Source organism: Desertihabitans brevis, assembly GCF_003327535.1.
Taxonomy (GTDB): Bacteria; Actinomycetota; Actinomycetes; order Propionibacteriales; family Propionibacteriaceae; genus Desertihabitans; species Desertihabitans brevis.
This window is the reverse complement of record NZ_QOUI01000011.1, coordinates 85,233-101,622: the sequence shown is the minus strand read 5'-3', so window position 1 is coordinate 101,622 and position 16,390 is coordinate 85,233. Positions and strand designations below refer to the sequence as shown.

Here is a 16,390-nt window from a genome sequence, read left to right as displayed (position 1 = left end):
GGTGGACGTCCTCGCGGGTCTGCTGCTGATCGGTCTGCCGCTGGCCTACGCCGCCGCGATGGCCGTGCTGGCCCCGCGGCTGCTCACCCGCGGGGTGTGGCGCTTCGACCGTCCCGGGCTGTGCCTCGGGCTCTGGCAGGTCGCCCTGCACACCGGTCTGGCCGGTGCCGCCACCAGCTTCGTGGCGGCGATGTGGCTGGCCGCCGTGCTGGTCGCACGCTCCACCGCCGAGCGTGCGGGCTGGGTCTCGGTGCAGGCCGTGGTGCTGCTCTGGGTGGTGCTCGCGGTGGCCGGCGTGGTGGGCGTCGTCGTCACCACCCAGTACCGCCGGCTCGCCCGGGACGAGCGCCGGGCCCGGCGGGGGCTCAGCACGCTCGAAGCCGAGCACGGCATCCACCGGGCGGTGGCCGACGGCACCTCGATCACCGTGGTGGAGTCACCGCGGGCGGTGGCCTGCGCACTGCCGGGACGGGCCCGGGCGGTCGGCTGCCGGCACCGCGTCCTGGTCTCCAGCGGTCTGGCCCGCTCGCTGGACGCCGGTGAGCTGCGCGCGGTGGTGCTGCACGAGCAGGCCCACCTGCGGCTGCACCACCCGCTGCTGCTGCGGCTGGCCCGGCTGAACGCGGCCTGCGTGCCGCTGCTGCCCGGACCGCGCGAGCTGGAGCGGGTCAGCGGGATGCTCGTCGAGCTGATCGCCGACGACGCCGCCGCCCGGCACTGCGGCGACCTCACCGTCGCGGGTGCTCTCACCACCATCGGCTCGTTGGAAGGTGACGCCGCGATGCTGCTGCGTGCGGAGCGGCTGCGCGCCCGTCGGCGTCCGCGCGTCCGACGGGGCCCGGCCCGTCCGGTCGTCGTCGCCTCGGCCCCGGGCGCCTGAGCCCGGGCACCGGTCAACAGCTGCGCAGGTTCTCCGCGGCCCAGCGTCCGAGCTGGTCGAGCACCGGGACGAGCCGCTGGCCCGCCTCGGTCAGCGCGTAGCTCACCGACACCGGCGGACCCGGGTTCACCTCTCGTGACACCAGCCCCACCCCGGCGAGCTCGGTCAGCCGGTCGGACAGGACGGCGTCGCTGATCCCACCCACCGCGCGCCGCAGCACGGCGAACGAGAGCGGCTCGTCGCTCAACGTGCTGAGGATCATCCCGTTCCAGCGCTTGCCGAGCACGCTGAACGCGAGCGTGACGGCAGCGTCACACCGCGCGTGCTCGGTCTCGGTCATGAGGCCATCCTACCCGTGCTAGTCTCCGTCGAGTCGCTATGATTTTCTGAGCGACTACACAAAGACGATCGGAGTGACATGACCCTGTTCCGCCTGGATGCCAGCATCTTCCCGACCACCAGCGCCAGCCGTGCCCTCGGCGACCTCGTCGAGGCCGAGTGGACCGCCGCCCGTCCCGGGGCCGACGTCGTGCGCCGCGACCTCGCCGCCTCCCCGGTGCCGGCCACCGCCTGGCAGGACGCCGTCACCGGCGGTTTCGTCGCCGAGGAGGAGCGCACCCCCGGCCAGCGCGAGGCCCGCGCGCTGGCGACGACGTTCGCCGACGAGCTGGTCGGGGCCGACGCCCTCCTCTTCACGGTGCCGCTCTACAACTACGGCGTCTCCCAGCACTTCAAGACCTGGTTCGACCTGGCCTACACCGACCCGCGGATCGACCCGCAGGGGACGGCGCTGCAGGGCAAGCCGGCGACGCTGGTGACGGTGCTCGGCGGCAACTACGGCCCGGGGACGCCCAAGCACGGCTGGGACCACTCGACGGCGTGGCTGTGCCGCGTGCTCGGCGACGTCTGGGGTCTCGACCTGCGGGTGGTCGAGCGCCCGTTCACGCTGGTCGGCACCAACCCGGCCCTGGACGCCTTCACCGACGCCGCCGCCGAGCTGCGGGCGAACGCCGAGGAGCACGCCCGTCGGTGCGGCCGTGAGCTCGCCGACGCACTGACCGGTGCGGGGGCCCGCTGACCCGGCAGCCCGGAGACGACACACCCGAGGACGACGACAGCCCCTGGCCTGCTGGCCAGGGGCTGTCTGCTGCGCGCTCGGAGGGACTCGAACCCCCAACCTTCTGATCCGTAGTCAGATGCTCTATCCGTTGAGCTACGAGCGCCGGTCGAACCGAGGAGTCACTCTAGCCGCCATCGCGCGCCCGGGCCAAATCCCTCCGTCCCACCCGCCGCGGTCGTGAGCGGCATCACAGACCAGCAACACGTTGGTATGAGACCAGTGGCGCGCATGGGCTACTGTCAGTCCACCCGCTCACTGGTATGGCTCTCTGGGAGGACACGCGATGACGCTGCAGCTCGAACGCCCCACCGGCACGACGACCCCACCGACCACGCACCGCAGGCTGCTGCGCTGGGTCGCGGAGGTCGCCGCCCTCACCACCCCCGACGCCGTGCACTGGTGCGACGGCTCGGAGGCCGAGTGGGACGAGCTGACCGGGCAGATGGTGCGCAGCGGCACGCTGGTCCGCCTCGACCCGCGCACCCGGCCGGGCTCCTTCGCCGCCCGCACCGATCCCGACGACGTCGCCCGCGTCGAGGACCGCACCTTCATCTGCTCCGCCGACGAGGCCGACGCCGGACCCACCAACCACTGGCGCGACCCGGCGGAGATGCGGGCGACGCTGAGGACGCGGTTCCGCGGCTCGATGCGCGGCCGGACGATGTACGTGGTGCCGTTCTGCCTGGGCCCGCTGGACACCCCCGACCCGAAGTTCGGCGTCGAGCTCACCGACTCGCCCTACGTCGCCGCGTCGATGCGGATCATGACCCGGATGGGCGCGGAACCGCTGGCCGCGATGACCGCCTCCGGCGAGGCCGACTTCGTCGAGTGCCTGCACTCCGTCGGCGCCCCGCTCGCGCCCGGGCAGCGCGACGTGCCGTGGCCCTGCCACCCCGAGAAGTACATCGCCCACTTCCCCGAGGACCAGGCGATCTGGTCCTACGGCTCGGGCTACGGCGGCAACTCGCTGCTCGGCAAGAAGTGCTTCGCGCTGCGGATCGCCAGCGTGATGGCCCGCGACGAGGGCTGGCTGGCCGAGCACATGCTCGTCCTCCGGCTGATCTCACCCGAGGGCCGCCGCTACCACGTGGCCGCCGCCTTCCCCAGCGCCTGCGGCAAGACCAACCTGGCCATGGTGCAGCCCACCCTGCCGGGCTGGCGGGCGGAGATGCTCGGCGACGACATCGCCTGGCTGCGCATCGGCGCGGACGGCCAGCTGAGGGCGGTCAACCCCGAGCACGGGCTGTTCGGCGTCGCCCCCGGCACCGGCTGGCAGACCAACCCGACCGCCATGCGCACCATCGACCGCGGCCCCACCATCTTCACCAACGTGGCCGTCACCGACCACGGCGACGTGTGGTGGGAGGGCATGACCACCCAGCCGCCCCGCCACGCCACCGACTGGCGTGGCCGCTCCTGGACGCCGGAGGTCGGCCCGGACGGCGGGACGCCCGGGGAGCCGGCCACCCACCCCAACAGCCGGTTCTGCACCCCGATCACCAGCTGCCCCACACTGGCCGAGGACTTCGACAGCCCCGACGGCGTCCCGATCGACGCGATCCTCTTCGGCGGCCGGCGCCCCAGCACGGTGCCGCTGGTCGCCCAGGCCACCAGCTGGCAGCACGGGGTGTTCCTCGGCGCCACCTGCTCCAGCGAGACCACCGCGGCGGCCGCCGGGGAGGTCGGCGTGGTGCGCCGCGACCCGATGGCGATGCGGCCGTTCCTCGGCTACCACGTCGGGGACTACCTGCGGCACTGGCTGTCGCTGGCCGAGCGCCCCGGCGTCCGGCTGCCGGCGGTCTTCCACGTCAACTGGTTCCGCCGCGACGCCGACGGCCGGTTCCTGTGGCCCGGGTTCGGTGAGAACTCCCGCGTCCTCACCTGGGTGGTCGACCGCCTCGAGGGCCGGGCCGCCGGTCAGGACTCCCCCGTCGGCGTGCTGCCCGCGCCGGGCGAGCTCGACCTCACCGGTCTGCGCGTCGACCCGGCGCAGGTCGAGCGGGCCACCGCCTTCGACCCCGGAGAGTGGCGCCGGGAGGTCCTGCTGGTCGAGGAGTGGTTCGCCCAGATCGGTGACCGCCTGCCCGAGGCCCTGGGCGAGGAGCTGGACACCCTGCGCGACCGGCTCGGCTGAGCGGACGTCCCGACCGGCCCGGGGTGGCGTCAGGCCACCCGGTCGACCTGCTCGGCGAGCTCGGTCAGGTGCTGGTGCAGGCGGTCGTCGAGGCCGAGGCGGTGCGCCTCCAGCGCGGCCTCGGCGGTGCTCCGGGCGGTGTACAGCCCCAGCACGGCCTCGTCGACCGCCGGCCGGCCCCCGTAGCCGGACCAGAAGGCGTCCTGCTGGGCCGGGCGGCGCCGCTCGACCAGGTACCAGGTCCAGTCGGCGGGCGGGTCGCCCCACCACACCCGGTCGTTGTCGACCACGCCGACCACGTCGAGACGGTGCGGGCCGGCGACCAGGACGTTGCCCGGCCCGAGGTCGCCGTGCAGGAGCCGTGGCGGCCGCTCGTCCAGCCGGTCGGTCCACCACGACACCAGCTCGACGCAGCGGCGCACGCCCGCAGCAGGGAGACCGGCCCGTTCCAGGTCGAGCCCGAGCAGCGCGAACCGCCGGCCCAGCTCCTGCGACCAGGTCGCCGACCCGGGCCCGCCCGGCCGTCCGTAGGTGCTCCCGCCGACGGCGTGCACCCGCGCGAGCAGGGCCCCGAGCTGCTCCCAGAGGACGAGGGCGTCCCGGTCGCCGCTGCGGGCCAGCGCCTCCGCGGCGGGCACCCCGGGCAGCCAGGACTGGACCACCACGTCCCGGTCGACGAGCGTGTGCGACGTGTCGCTGGCGAGCAGGCGGGGCACCGGCAGCACCGGCTCCAGCAGCGGGGTGCCGGCGACCTCGGTGCGCATCAGGTGGCGTTCGGAGGCGAGCAGTTGGCTCTCGGGCGGGGCGAAGCGGACCACCACCGGCGCGTCCCCGCGCAGCTCCACCCGGAAGGTCCGGCAGTAGCTCCCGCCCGCCAGCTCGCGGACGCCGAGCACCTCGACCGTGCCGAGCAGCCGGGTGACCACCCGGGTCACCGTCGCCGTGCTCACCGGTGGACGGGAGCGCTCCGGATCGGCCACCCGATCACCGTAAGGCACCGCCCGGGCCGGCCGGGGACGCGACGAGGGCCCTGCCGGTCGTGCCGACAGGGCCCTCGTGGTGCGGCGGAGGCGGCGGGATTTGAACCCGCGAGAGGGTTGAAGCCCTCAACCCGCTTAGCAGGCGGGCGCCATAGACCGGACTAGGCGACGCCTCCTGGTGCCGGGCCAGACTATCGTCGCGAGGTGGACCAGGGCAAAGGCGGACGCCCGGGCCCCCGCGGGCGCGCCCGCGCTGCACCCCCGGTGTGCTGGACTCTGCCTCCTACACTGTGCCGGTACCCGACCGACCGGAGATCCCGAGGAGCTGATCCGTGGCAGACGAGCGCGCGTCCTCGGAGCACACCCCCGACGGCCGCAGCTTCGGCACCAGCGCCGGCTGGACGGCGCTGGGTGCGCTCGTCCCCGGGGTCGGCCTGATCAAGGCGGGGCACCGCCGCGCCGGCGGCGTCGTCCTCGGCGTCTTCGTCCTCGCGCTGCTCGGGCTGGCCGGGGTGGCGCTGTTCGCGCGCTCGGCGCTGATCAGCGCCGTGGTCGACCCCACCCTCCTCGACACCGTCTCGGTGCTGCTGGTGCTGGTCGCGCTGGCCTGGGTGGCGGTCATCGTCGTCACCCACCTGGCGCTGCGGCCCCGCGGCGTCGCCGGCGCGCAGCGCGGTCTCGGCGCGGTCCTGGTGGCGGTGCTGGCCTTCGTGGTGGCCGCCCCGATGGCGGTCGCGGCCCGCTACTCCCACGACCAGGCCGCCGTGGTCGGCGCGGTGTTCAAGAGCGGCGCGGACAGCGACTCCGCCACCCGGCCCACCGTCGACCCGAACCAGCCCGACCCGTGGGCCGGCCAGCCCCGGGTCAACGTGCTGCTGCTGGGCGGGGACGGTGACGAGGGCCGCGAAGGCATCCGCACCGACACCGTGATCGTGGCCAGCATCGACACCGTCACCGGGGACACCACCCTGTTCAGCCTGCCGCGCAACACCGCGCGGATGCCCTTCCCCGCGGGCAGCGAGCTGGACGCGATCTACCCCAACGGGTTCTACGACGGCTACAACCCGGCCAACCTCGAGTACGTCCTGTTCGCCATGTACCGCAACGTGCCGGCGCTGCACCCCGGCGCGGTGGGCGAGACGGACCACGAGGGCGCGGACGTCCTCAAGCTCTCGGTCGGTGAGGCGCTCGGCCTCGACATCGACTACTACGCGCTGGTCAACCTGCAGGGCTTCAGCAAGATGATCAACGCCCTCGGCGGGATCACCGTCAACATCAACACCCACGTCGCCGTCGGCGGCAACACCGACCGCGGCATCTACCCCGACCGCTACCTCGAGCCGGGGCCGAACCAGCACCTCAACGGCGGCGACGCGCTGTGGTTCGCCCGCGGCCGCTACGGCTCGGACGACTTCGAGCGGATGGCCCGTCAGCGCTGCGTCATCGACGCGGTCATCAAGCAGGCCAACCCGCAGACGGTGCTGACCCGCTACGAGGCGATCGCCAAGGCCTCCCAGGACATCGTGCAGACCGACGTCCCGCAGGAGATGCTGCCGGCCTTCCTCGAGCTCGCGCTCCGGGTCCGCGACGGCAACACCCGCAGCGTGCTGTTCCGCAACGGCGACCAGGGCTTCTTCTCCGAGAACCCGGACTGGCCCGAGGTCCGCGAGCGGGTGCAGAAGGCGCTGGAGGAGACGGGCGAGAAGGAGGACGCCGACCCGGCGCCGTCCGGCGGGTCCACCGGCAGCCCCGACGAGCCGGCGGACGACCCCACCTCGAGCAGCCCGGGCTCGTCCGCGAGCACCGACCCCTCCGAGACGGCCTCCCCCGACGCCTCCGGCACCCCGGCCGACGGGTCGAGCCCCGACCCCTCCGCGGAGCCGACGACGGCCAGCGAGTCGACCGCCGACGAGTGCGCCTTCGACCCCGAGGCGGCGGCCGCCTCCCAGCCCGGCCCGACCAAGACCGGCTGAACGCCCGGCCCGTCCGGCCCCGGGCGGGTCAGATCCGGCCGTACCCGCGGTCGCGGTTGAGCAGCGTGGTCACCTCGCCGACCAGCGCGTCCACCGATCCCTGCGGGCAGACCAGGTGGACGTGCGAGCCGTCCTTGGCGACGAAGGTGATCCGGTCCCCGCTCTGGGCCAGCACCACCTTGCTGACGTCGCGCCACCGCCCGCTGAGCTCTCCGACCCGGTTGCGCACCCGGTAGCCCTCGTCGTCGAGCTCGATCTCGGCGCGGTTGCGGCTGGTCGTCACGATCGCCGCCACCAGCATCGCGGCCCCCAGCGCGACCAGCACCAGACCGGGAGCGGCCAGCCAGCGGTTGCCGGTGGCGGCGGTCAGCGCGACCGACAGCACCGCGCCGGCGACGGCCAGCCCGGCCGCCACGGCCAGTGCACGGATCGGCAACGGCGGGCGGAATCGGTGCAGGCTCACGGGCTCCCTCTCGTCGTGGTGGGCGGCGAGGGTGGGATTCGAACCCACGGAACGGTTGCCCGCTCGGACGCTTTCAAGGCGTCTGCACTAGTCCACTATGCGACCCCGCCGGACCCGGGACGTGCCCGGGAGCCACACATCCTAGTGGCGACCGCCCCGGCTCGCAGTCCCGCCGCCGGACGTCCGGCGGGAGCGGCCCTGTGGCACGCTGGCCGCATGCGTGCGGTGCGGTGCGAGGGGTCCGGCGGGCCCGAGGTGCTGGTCTGGGGCGAGGCCCCCGACCCCCGGCCCGGACCGGCCGAGCTGCTGGTCGAGGTGGTCTCGGCCGGGGTGAACCGGGCCGACCTGCTGCAGCGGCAGGGCCACTACCCGCCGCCGCCCGGTGCCTCGGAGCTGCTCGGCCTGGAGTGCGCCGGCACCGTCGTCGAGGTCGGCGCCGACGTCACCGGCTGGCAGGTCGGCGACCCCTGCGTGGCGCTGCTGGCCGGCGGCGGGTACGCCGAGCGGGTCGCCGTCCCGGCCGGTCAGGTGCTGCCCCCGCCGGTCGGCACCGACCTGGTCAGCGCCGGCGGCCTGGTCGAGGTGGCGGCCACGGTGGTGTCGAACTTCGACCACGCCCGGCTCGTCGCCGGGCAGACCGTGCTGGTGCACGGCGGCGCCGGCGGGGTCGGCTCCTTCGCCCTGCAGTACGCCAAGGCGCTCGGCTGCCGGGTGCTGACCACCGCCGGCACCGCCGACAAGCGCGACTACTGCCGCGGCCTCGGCGCCGACGAGGCCTTCGACTACGCCGAGGACTGGTCCGCCGCCGTCCGGGAGGCGGCCCCGGACGGTGTCGACGTGGTGCTGGACGTGATGGGCGCGAAGTACCTCGAACCCAACGTCGGTGTGCTCGCCGCCGACGGGCACCTGCTGGTGATCGGCATGCAGGGCGGACGCCGCGGCGAGCTCGACCTCGGCGCGCTGCTCAGCCGGCGCGGCAGCGTCAGCGCGCTGGCCCTGCGCTCCCGCCCGAGCGCGCAGAAGGCCGCGATCTGTGCCCGGGTGCGCGAGGAGGTGTGGCCGATGCTGAGCAGCGGGGACGTCCGGCTGGCGCACGAGACCCGCATCGACATGCCGGAGGCCACCCGGGCGCACACGCTGCTGGAGTCGGGGGAGCACCACGGCAAGATCGTGCTGGTGGTGCCGCGGTGAGTCCGGCCGGCGGGGGCCCCGACGCGGAGGACCCCGAGCTGGACCGGCTGTTCTCCCTCGACCCGGGTGACTTCGTCGCGGCCCGGGACGCGCTGGCCGCGGAGGCCCGCAGCAGCGGTGACCGCACCCGGGCCCAGCGGATCAAGGGGCTGCGCCGTCCGACCGTCTCGGCCTGGGTGGTCAACCTGCTGGCGCGCGAGGAGAGCGCCTCGGTCGGGGAGCTGCTCGAGCTCGGCGAGGCCCTGCGGGCGGCGCACCAGACCCTGTCGGCCGACGAGCTGCGGCCGCTGGCGGCCCAGCGCACCCAGGTGGTGGAGGCGCTCACCCGGCGGGCCGCCCGGCTGGCCGCCGACCACGGGCACCCTCCGAGCGAGGCCGTCCGGGCCGAGGTGGCCGGCAGCCTGCAGGCCGCGCTGGCCGACCCGGAGGTGGCCGAGACGGTCCGCCGCGGCCGGCTGAGCAAGCCGGTCAGCTACTCCGGGTTCGGCCTGGTCGAGAGCCGGCCGGCCGCCGAGCGACCCCCGGTGGTCGACCTGTCGGCCGCCCGCGACCGCCGGCGCTCCCGCAAGGAGCGGGAGGCCGAGCAGGCCCGGGCGAAGGCGGTGGCCGAGGCCCGGGAGCGGCTGGAGACGCTGCGCTCGGCGCTGGTCGACGCCCGCGCGGCGCACTCCGAGGCCGAGGAGCAGCACCTGGAGGCCGCCGAGGAGCTGGACCGGCGCAGCCAGGAGGTCGCCGACCTCCGCGACGAGCTCGCCGCCGCCGAGGCCGCGGAGGCGGAGGCGCAGGAGGCGGAGGGCCGCACCCGCTCGGCGCTGGCCGAGGCCGAGCAGGCGGTGGAGCGGGCCGAGGCGGAGGCCGAGGAGGCCCAGCACGCGCTGGAGGAGCTGGGCGAGGGCTGAGTCAGCGGGGCCGGCGGACGCGGCGACCCCAGCGGTTCGAGGTGATACCGGACGGCACAGCGTCCGCCAATACCTCGAACCGGCGGAACGAGGGGGCGAGGTCAGGACGTCCAGGCGCGCCAGAGGGCGGCGTACTCGCCGTCGCGGGCGACCAGCTCGTCGTGGCTGCCGAGCTCGACCACCCGGCCGTCGATGACCACGGCGATCCGGTCGGCGTCGTGGGCGGTGTGCAGCCGGTGGGCGATGGCCACCACGGCCCGGTTGGCCAGCAGACCGGCCATCGAGCCCTCGACGTCGCGGGCGGTGTGCGGGTCGATCAGCGAGGTGGCCTCGTCCAGCACCAGCGTGTGCGGGTCGGCCACCACCAACCGGGCCAGCGCCACCTGCTGGGCCTGCGCCGGGGTGAGGCTGGTGTGGCCGCTGCCCAGCATGGTGTCCAGGCCGGCGTCCAGCCGCTGCACCCAGTCCCAGGCGTCCACCGCCTGCAGTGCGCGCACCACGACCTCGTCGGGGCTGTCCTCGCGGGCCAGCACGATGTTGTCGCGGACGGTGCCGACGAAGACGTGGTGCTCCTGGGTGACCAGGGCCACCTCGGTGCGCAGCAGGTCGAGCGGCAGCGTGGTGAGCTCGACCCCGCCGACGGTGACCGAGCCGGTGCGCGGGCCGTTGATGCCGGCCAGCAGACGTCCCAGCGTCGACTTGCCCGACCCGCTCGGCCCGACCACGGCCAGCCGCTCGCCCGGCTGCAGGGTGAGGCTCACCCCGTGCAGCACGTCGTGGCCCTCCCGGTAGGCGAAGCGCAGGTCGCGCCCGACCAGGTCGACCCCCTGCGGACGGTCATCGCCGGGGGTGCGGTCCTGGGGCACCTGGCGGATGCCCAGCAGCCGGGTGGTGGAGGCGATGCCGACCTGCAGCCGGTCGACGTTGGCGATCAGCCGGTCCACCGGCTCCACCAGCGCCTGCACGTAGAGGGTGGCGGTGGTGATCTCACCCAGGCTCACCCAGCCCTGGCCGTAGCCGACCATGCCGAGCAGCAGCACCGCCACCAGCGGGGTGTTGTAGGCCAGGTCGATCCAGCCGAACATCAGGTTGCGCAGCGACATCGTGTAGCGCTCGGCCTGGGCCGACTCGGCCACGTCGTCGTCGCCGGCCGCGATCCGCTGGCCGCGCAGGCCGAGCGCCTCCACGGTCCGGCTGCCCTCCACCGTCTCGGTGAGCGTGGTGTTGATCCGGGAGTAGGTGCCGCCCTCGGTGATGTAGCCGCGCGGGGCACGCCGCAGGTAGGCCCGCACCGGGAACGACACCAGCACCAGCGCCAGCAGCGACGGCACCGCGAGCAGCAGGTTGTTGACGCACAGCGCGACGATCGTCAGCACCGTGGTGGCAGCCGCGATCACCGCCTGCGGCAGCGCGTGCTGCACCGAGTTGCTCATCGCCGAGACGTCGCGGGTGACCCGGGTGACCAGGTCGCCCGAGCTCGCGCTCTCGACCCGGCTGAGCGGCAGCGACAGCACCGTGCGGACGACGTTCTCCCGCGCCGAGGCCAGCACGTCCTGGCCGAGCACCGTGGAGGAGAACCGGGCCCCGAAGGTGAGCACCGCCTGCACCACCACGACGACCGCCACCGCGAGCACCAGCGCGTTGATGGTGGCCAGGGTGGTCTGCCCGGCCGCGACCCGGTCGACCAGCGAGCCGAGCAGCCGCGGCACCACCAGCCCCGCCACCGCCGCGGCGATGTTGAGCGTCAGCAGCCAGGCCACCCGGGCCCGCCGGTGGCTGAGCAGCTCGCCGACGAACCCGGTGACCGCGCTGGCCGGGGCCACCGGCAGCCCGCGCTCGGGGGCGCGGGAGGAGTGGAAGTAGGCGTCGGCCCGTCCCGCCCGCAGCCGGTGACGGCGCTGCCAGGCGCGCAGCCGCTCACCCACCCGGCCCCGGTGCGGCGGCACCAGCTCCGCCGGCACCCGGGGCGCGACGACGCGGTCGTCGCGCCAGGTGCGCGCCGAGTCGTCCAACCAGGTCTCAGACACCGCTGGTCTCCATCCCCCGGGCGACGACCCGGCGGTAGCCGGGCTCGGCGAGCAGCTCGGTGTGGCTGCCGCGGCCGGCCAGCCGGCCGTCCTCCAGCCACAGCACCTCATCGGCGTGGTGCAGCCACAGCGGGGACACCGTCATCACGACGGTGCTCCGCCCGGCCCGGTAGCGGGTGACCCGCTCCGCGATGCGGGCCTCGGTGTGGGCGTCGACGGCCGACGTCGGCTCCACCAGCACCAGCACCGGGGCGTCCATCAGCATCGCCCGGGCCAGCACCACCCGCTGCCGCTGCCCGCCGGACAGCCCGCGGCCGCGCTCGTCCAGCACGCCCTGCCAGCCGCCGGGCAGCGCCTCGTAGACGTCCTCGGCCGAGGCCACCCGCAGCGCCTCCTCGGCCTGCTCGCGGCTGGCCCGGCCGTGCGGGTCGACCGCCTGCTGCAGGGTGCCGGCGAAGACCTGGCTGCTGGTGTCGCTGACCAGGACGTGGCGGCGCAGCTCGGCCAGCGACAGCTCCGACAGGTCGACCCCGCCGAGGGTGACCCCCCAGCGGGCCGAGGCCTGCTCCTCGTCGGCGATCGCGCGGGCCCGCCGCAGCTGGGCCATCTCGGCCTTCGCCGCCCGCCGCGCCGCACCCTTGAGCGAGTCGTCCACGTCCAGGCTGGGCGGGGTGCCGGTGTCGGGCAGGTAGCGCCCGAGCCGGTCGGCCAGTGCCGCCGAGTCGTCGGGGACACCGCTGACCACGACCACCAGCCGGCCCGGGACGATCCGGACCCCGCTGCGCTCGTCGACCAGCTCGGCCCCGGCCGGCAGCGGACGCGGCCGCTGCGGCTCGTGCCACGGCGGCTGCAGACCGAGCACGGCGATGGTCTTGCGGGCCGACACCCGGCCCTGCACTAAGGCCCGGACCGCCTCGAAGAACACCTGGATCGGCAGCACCACGAACACCGCGTAGCCGAAGAAGCTGATCAGCTGGCCGATGGTGAGCCGTCCGGCCAGCAGCTCACGGGCGCCGAGCCAGGTCAGCAGCACCAGGAACAGCCCCGACAGCAGGACGCCGAGGGCGTCCACCGCCGACTGCCAGCCACCGGCCCGCACCCCGGCGGCCCGGGTGCGCTGGGACTGCTCGGCGTAGTTGCGGCCGAAGGTGCGCTCACCGCCGATGCCGCGCAGGATCCGCAGCCCGGCGACGATGTCGGTGGCCATCGAGGTGAGCTCGGAGATCCGGTTCCGCTCGACCGCCTGGGTGCGGTGCAGCGGGCGCAGCAGCGGCGCCGCGCAGCCCACCAGCAGCGGCCCGGCCACCAGCACCACGATGCCCAGCGGCACCGAGGTGGTGAGCACCAGCGCGGCCACCACCACGAAGGCCACCACCCCGGCCAGCGCCCGGGCGACCATGGTCAGGGTGGCGCCGAAGGTGTCGGAGTCGCTGGCCGAGACGCTGAGCACCTCCCCGGTCGGCGTCCGGCGCGGCAGCACGTGACCCATCTGCACGCTCTTGCGGGTGACCCGCAGCACCGTGCCGTACAGCGCCTGCAGCCAGGAGCCGACCTCGAAGGTGTGCCCGACGATGCCGGCGACCACGCCGAGCAGCAGCACGCCGAGCAGGCAGCCGCTCCACAGCAGCGCCTGCCCCCAGTCGCCGGTGGAGATGCCCTCGTCGACCACCCGGCCCAGGAACCACGGCCCCACCGCACCGGGCAGGAACCAGAACAGGCCGACCAGCACCATCGGCACGAAGACGCGCCACTGGTCGCCGATCATCCACAGCAGGAACCGGGTCGGGCTGCGGGTGTCGGGGACTTCGGTCGAACCGTCGGTGTAGGCGGTGACGCGCGGCGGGAAGAGGACCATGGCGAGCGTCAGCCTAGGGACAGCGGCCGACGCTTTTCACCTGGTTTGCGACGGTGGCCGGTCCGGCCCGAGGTCGGTGACCTCGCGACGGGTGGAGTCCCACACCCGGGCCCGGGTCAGCAGGCCCGACGGCGCCGCGCCGAGCAGCTCCAGCGCCCGCCCGACCTGCGCGCCGTCGAGCCGGCGCGCCAGGGTGAGGTGCGGCACCCAGGCGCCCACCTCGCCGTGCTCGACACCCGGCGGGCCCACCAGCCCGACCAGGTCGCGGTGCAGCGCCAGCAGGGCGGCGTCCACGGTGCAGGTGCGCACCAGCACGAACGGGCCGGTGCCGAAGACGGCCAGCGGCCCGGGTCGCAGCGGCAGCGGCAGCCGGTCCAGCACCGGGGCCAGCAGCGCGGGCAGCGCGGCCGGGTCGGGAGCCGCCTCGTCGGGGTGGGTGCTCACCGACAGGTGCGGGCGGTGGTGCACCGAGCGGTGCCGCGACAGGTTCGGCAGGCCGGCCTCCTCCAGCCGGGCCCAGTCGGCTCGCAGCCCGTCCGCGACGACGTCGTCGGGCAGCAGCTCCAGGTACAGCACCGCGCCAGTATCGCCGCGCCGCGCGCGGAGAGCCGGTGACCCCCGCGCCCGGCTCCCCCGGGCTCGGCCGGCGTCCCTAGACTCGGCCCCATGACCGAGCAGCCGGATGGCAACCAGGGACGGCCCCCGATCTACGCCGGGCAGACCGAGGACGGGCGCACCGTGGTGGTGACGCCCAACGGGATGGCTGTCGAGGGCCCGCAGCAGGACGCCGGGCGCGGCGAGGACGTGGTCGACTCCGAGGTGGTCGACGACGACGGCGCCGAGGGCGACTCGGTGACCGACATGGTCGAGCAGCCGGCCAAGGTGATGCGGATCGGCACCATGATCCGCACCCTGCTGGAGGAGGTGAAGTCGGCCCCGCTGGACGACCCCAGCCGCACCCGGCTGCGCGACATCCACGCCGGCGCCGTCACCGAGCTGAAGTCGGGGCTGTCGGACGAGCTGGCCGCGGAGCTGGAGCGGCTGGCCGAGCCGTTCACCGGCGACGCGGTGCCGTCGGACGCCGAGCTGCGGATCGCCCAGGCCCAGCTGGTCGGCTGGCTGGAAGGGCTGTTCCAGGGCATCCAGACCGCGTTGTTCGCCCAGCAGATGGCGGCCCGGGCGCAGCTGGAGCAGATGCGCCGCGCGCTGCCCGGCGCCGAGGCGGCCGCCCGCCAGCAGCCGCCGCAGCGCGGTAGCGGTATGTACCTCTGAGCGGCGCCCCGCCGCCTCCCCGACCGCACGGGCGACCGAGCGCGCCCCTGCGGGCTGAGTACCTCTACTCAGTGGTCTGGGTGCTGGCACCCAGACCGCAACAGGTGCTTCCTCCCACATCCAGCGGCTGCCGCCCCGCCGCGGCCCTGCCACGATGAATCCCGGCCGATCCGGAGGGAACCGAGCGCCGATCCCGTTGCGTCACACCCCTCGGAAATGCCCACGACGTTCATCCTGGGGGGACCACGAATGACCGACCGCGCTGCCGACCGTCCGAGCTGCATCGAGTTCGCCGACCTGTACCAGCACCCGGTGCTGGACGAGGGGCTGCCTGCCGGCGCGAGCGGGGACGACCGGCGCCAGGCCGCGATGATGGTGCGCAAGGCCGAGAACGTGTGCCAGGGCTGCCCGCTGCTGACCAGCTGCCTCTACGACGCCGTGGTCAAGCACGACGTCTCCGGTTACGTCGCCCAGACCACCCCGCGTCAGCGCGCGGAGATCCGCCGCCGGCTCGGCGTCACCGTCACCCCGGAGGACCTCGACACCCTGGCCGGGGTGACCGCGGCGGGACGTCAGGTCGACCACGACGAGGTGGTGCGGCTGCGGCGCGCCAACCCCGACGAGAGCCTGGAGACCCTGGCGCACCGCCTCGGCTGCTCGCTGTCGACCGTCAAGCGCCACCTCCGTCGCGCCCGCGCCGCCGCCTCCGCCGCGCCCGCTCCGGCCCCGCGTGTCCCCACCCCCGACGAGGTGGTGGCGGTGGCCCGTGAGGTCGTCAGCGGGCAGCGTCCGCGCGTCGCCGCCTGAGCCGGCGGCCGGCCCCGGGTCAGAACCAGCGGGCCAGCTCGGCGACGGTGCCCCCGGCGGTGAAGTCGTCGGTGACGTGGTCGGCCACCGCCTGCACCTCCGGCGGGGCCTCGCCGAGGGCGACGCCGCGACCGGCCCAGGTGAGCATCTCGATGTCGTTGCGGCCGTCGCCCAGGGCGAGCACCTGCGAGGCGGCGACCCCGAGCTGGTCGCACACCTCGGCCAGCGCCGCGGCCTTGTTGACGCCCTCGGGCGCGATGTCGAGCCAGGCGCTGTAGCCGATGTAGTAGGCCACCCCGTGCAGGCCCAGCGACTCGGCCAGCGCGACGAAGTCCTCGTCGGTCGACTGCGGGTCGCGGATCACCACCCGGGTGGCCGGACGGGCCGACAGCTCGTCCACGGTCTCCACCACCAGCTCCCCCGACAGGTCGCCCTCGGGGAAGTGGCTGCTCATCCGGTAGCCCACCCCGACCTCCTCGACCGCGATCAGCGCGTGCGGGGCGTGGCGGACCACCTGCTCGATCACCGGACGGGGGTCGAAGGTCACCTGGCGGACCACCTCGGTGGGACGGTGCCGCAGGGTCACCGCGCCGTTGGAGCAGACCGCCCAGCCGTCGGGCAGCTCCAGCGCCTCGTAGACCGGGCGGGTGGCGTGCCAGCCACGCCCGGTGGCCAGCACCACCGGCACCCCGGCCGCGACCACCGTCCCCACCGCGGCCCGGACGTCGCTGGGCAGCGTGCCGTCGCGGTGGAGCAGGGTGCCGTCGATGTCGAGGGCGACCAGGCCGG

General features: G+C 74.8%; 15 protein-coding genes and 3 tRNA genes. 8 read left to right on the top strand and 10 right to left on the bottom strand.

All coding sequences use genetic code 11. The features are described from left to right. Position 1: 1 nt before the first annotated feature. Complete coding sequence (locus DT076_RS16185) at positions 2-880, top strand: M48 family metalloprotease (protein WP_114127735.1); 879 nt, start codon at positions 2-4, stop codon at positions 878-880. A gap of 13 nt (positions 881-893) precedes the next feature. Here DT076_RS16185 and DT076_RS16180 read toward each other — a convergent pair whose 3' ends face one another. Beyond that, positions 894-1,220 (bottom strand): winged helix-turn-helix transcriptional regulator, encoded by a 327-nt coding sequence (locus DT076_RS16180; protein WP_114127734.1) that lies wholly within the window; start codon positions 1,218-1,220, stop codon positions 894-896. A 78-nt stretch (positions 1,221-1,298) separates the two neighbouring features. Here DT076_RS16180 and DT076_RS16175 point away from each other — a divergent pair, with 78 nt between their 5' ends. After that, positions 1,299-1,958: an FMN-dependent NADH-azoreductase gene (locus tag DT076_RS16175; protein ID WP_114127733.1), complete on the top strand. Its 660-nt coding sequence runs from the start codon at positions 1,299-1,301 to the stop codon at positions 1,956-1,958. A gap of 72 nt (positions 1,959-2,030) precedes the next feature. Here DT076_RS16175 and DT076_RS16170 read toward each other — a convergent pair. Then, positions 2,031-2,103: transfer RNA gene (locus DT076_RS16170), tRNA-Arg, on the bottom strand. Between the two features lie 180 nt (positions 2,104-2,283). Here DT076_RS16170 and DT076_RS16165 point away from each other — a divergent pair. Further along, entirely contained in the window at positions 2,284-4,134 is a 1,851-nt protein-coding gene (locus DT076_RS16165) for a phosphoenolpyruvate carboxykinase (GTP) (RefSeq protein WP_114127732.1), read from the top strand. A 29-nt stretch (positions 4,135-4,163) separates the two neighbouring features. Here the strand turns inward: DT076_RS16165 and DT076_RS16160 are convergent, their stop codons facing one another. Further along, positions 4,164-5,114, bottom strand: coding sequence for a phosphotransferase family protein (locus DT076_RS16160; protein ID WP_158548174.1), 951 nt, complete (start codon positions 5,112-5,114; stop codon positions 4,164-4,166). An 85-nt stretch (positions 5,115-5,199) separates the two neighbouring features. Then, a tRNA-Ser gene (locus tag DT076_RS16155) sits at positions 5,200-5,290 on the bottom strand. Between the two features lie 156 nt (positions 5,291-5,446). Here DT076_RS16155 and DT076_RS16150 point away from each other — a divergent pair. After that, positions 5,447-7,087 (top strand): LCP family protein, encoded by a 1,641-nt coding sequence (locus DT076_RS16150; RefSeq protein WP_114127730.1) that lies wholly within the window; start codon positions 5,447-5,449, stop codon positions 7,085-7,087. 28 nt (positions 7,088-7,115) lie between these two features. Here the strand turns inward: DT076_RS16150 and DT076_RS16145 are convergent, their stop codons facing one another. After that, positions 7,116-7,550 (bottom strand): hypothetical protein, encoded by a 435-nt coding sequence (locus DT076_RS16145; RefSeq protein WP_114127729.1) that lies wholly within the window; start codon positions 7,548-7,550, stop codon positions 7,116-7,118. Positions 7,551-7,573: 23 nt separating this feature from the next. After that, positions 7,574-7,660 (bottom strand) — tRNA-Ser (locus DT076_RS16140). A gap of 106 nt (positions 7,661-7,766) precedes the next feature. Between DT076_RS16140 and DT076_RS16135 the strand changes: the two genes are divergently transcribed. Continuing rightward, complete coding sequence (locus tag DT076_RS16135; protein ID WP_114127728.1) at positions 7,767-8,741, top strand: NAD(P)H-quinone oxidoreductase; 975 nt, start codon at positions 7,767-7,769, stop codon at positions 8,739-8,741. After that, on the top strand, positions 8,738-9,640 hold the full coding sequence (locus DT076_RS16130) for a hypothetical protein (protein WP_199539239.1): 903 nt from the start codon (positions 8,738-8,740) through the stop codon (positions 9,638-9,640). The genes DT076_RS16135 and DT076_RS16130 overlap by 4 nt, the downstream gene beginning before the upstream one ends. A gap of 101 nt (positions 9,641-9,741) precedes the next feature. Here the strand turns inward: DT076_RS16130 and DT076_RS16125 are convergent, their stop codons facing one another. The 3 genes from DT076_RS16125 to DT076_RS16115 are packed head-to-tail and all read right to left on the bottom strand — an operon-like array spanning position 9,742 to position 14,098. Continuing rightward, positions 9,742-11,667 carry an ABC transporter ATP-binding protein gene (locus DT076_RS16125; protein WP_199539238.1) on the bottom strand — a complete coding sequence of 642 codons (1,926 nt, stop codon included), beginning with the start codon at positions 11,665-11,667 and terminating at the stop codon, positions 9,742-9,744. Further along, positions 11,660-13,522, bottom strand: a complete 1,863-nt coding sequence (locus DT076_RS16120) for an ABC transporter transmembrane domain-containing protein (RefSeq protein WP_114127726.1) — start codon at positions 13,520-13,522, stop codon at positions 11,660-11,662. The genes DT076_RS16125 and DT076_RS16120 overlap by 8 nt, the downstream gene beginning before the upstream one ends. A 36-nt stretch (positions 13,523-13,558) precedes the next feature. Beyond that, positions 13,559-14,098, bottom strand: a complete 540-nt coding sequence (locus DT076_RS16115) for a 2'-5' RNA ligase family protein (protein ID WP_158548173.1) — start codon at positions 14,096-14,098, stop codon at positions 13,559-13,561. A gap of 90 nt (positions 14,099-14,188) precedes the next feature. On the opposite strand from DT076_RS16115, the gene DT076_RS16110 reads away from it, so the two are divergent. Continuing rightward, positions 14,189-14,794 carry a bacterial proteasome activator family protein gene (locus DT076_RS16110; RefSeq protein WP_114127725.1) on the top strand — a complete coding sequence of 202 codons (606 nt, stop codon included), beginning with the start codon at positions 14,189-14,191 and terminating at the stop codon, positions 14,792-14,794. Positions 14,795-15,043: 249 nt separating this feature from the next. Then, on the top strand, positions 15,044-15,601 hold the full coding sequence (locus DT076_RS16105) for a sigma factor-like helix-turn-helix DNA-binding protein (protein WP_114127724.1): 558 nt from the start codon (positions 15,044-15,046) through the stop codon (positions 15,599-15,601). Positions 15,602-15,620: 19 nt separating this feature from the next. On the opposite strand, the gene DT076_RS16100 is transcribed toward DT076_RS16105, so the two are convergent. Continuing rightward, positions 15,621-16,385 carry an HAD family hydrolase gene (locus DT076_RS16100; RefSeq protein WP_114127790.1) on the bottom strand — a complete coding sequence of 255 codons (765 nt, stop codon included), beginning with the start codon at positions 16,383-16,385 and terminating at the stop codon, positions 15,621-15,623. Positions 16,386-16,390 lie beyond the last annotated feature (5 nt).

Coding starts and splice junctions, on each gene's coding strand:
- DT076_RS16180 (WP_114127734.1), bottom strand. CDS start 1,220: ATGACCGAGACCGAGCACGCGCGGTGTGACGCTGCCGTCACGCTCGCG.
- DT076_RS16175 (WP_114127733.1), top strand. CDS start 1,299: ATGACCCTGTTCCGCCTGGATGCCAGCATCTTCCCGACCACCAGCGCC.
- DT076_RS16165 (WP_114127732.1), top strand. CDS start 2,284: ATGACGCTGCAGCTCGAACGCCCCACCGGCACGACGACCCCACCGACC.
- DT076_RS16135 (WP_114127728.1), top strand. CDS start 7,767: ATGCGTGCGGTGCGGTGCGAGGGGTCCGGCGGGCCCGAGGTGCTGGTC.
- DT076_RS16120 (WP_114127726.1), bottom strand. CDS start 13,522: ATGGTCCTCTTCCCGCCGCGCGTCACCGCCTACACCGACGGTTCGACC.
- DT076_RS16110 (WP_114127725.1), top strand. CDS start 14,189: ATGACCGAGCAGCCGGATGGCAACCAGGGACGGCCCCCGATCTACGCC.
- DT076_RS16105 (WP_114127724.1), top strand. CDS start 15,044: ATGACCGACCGCGCTGCCGACCGTCCGAGCTGCATCGAGTTCGCCGAC.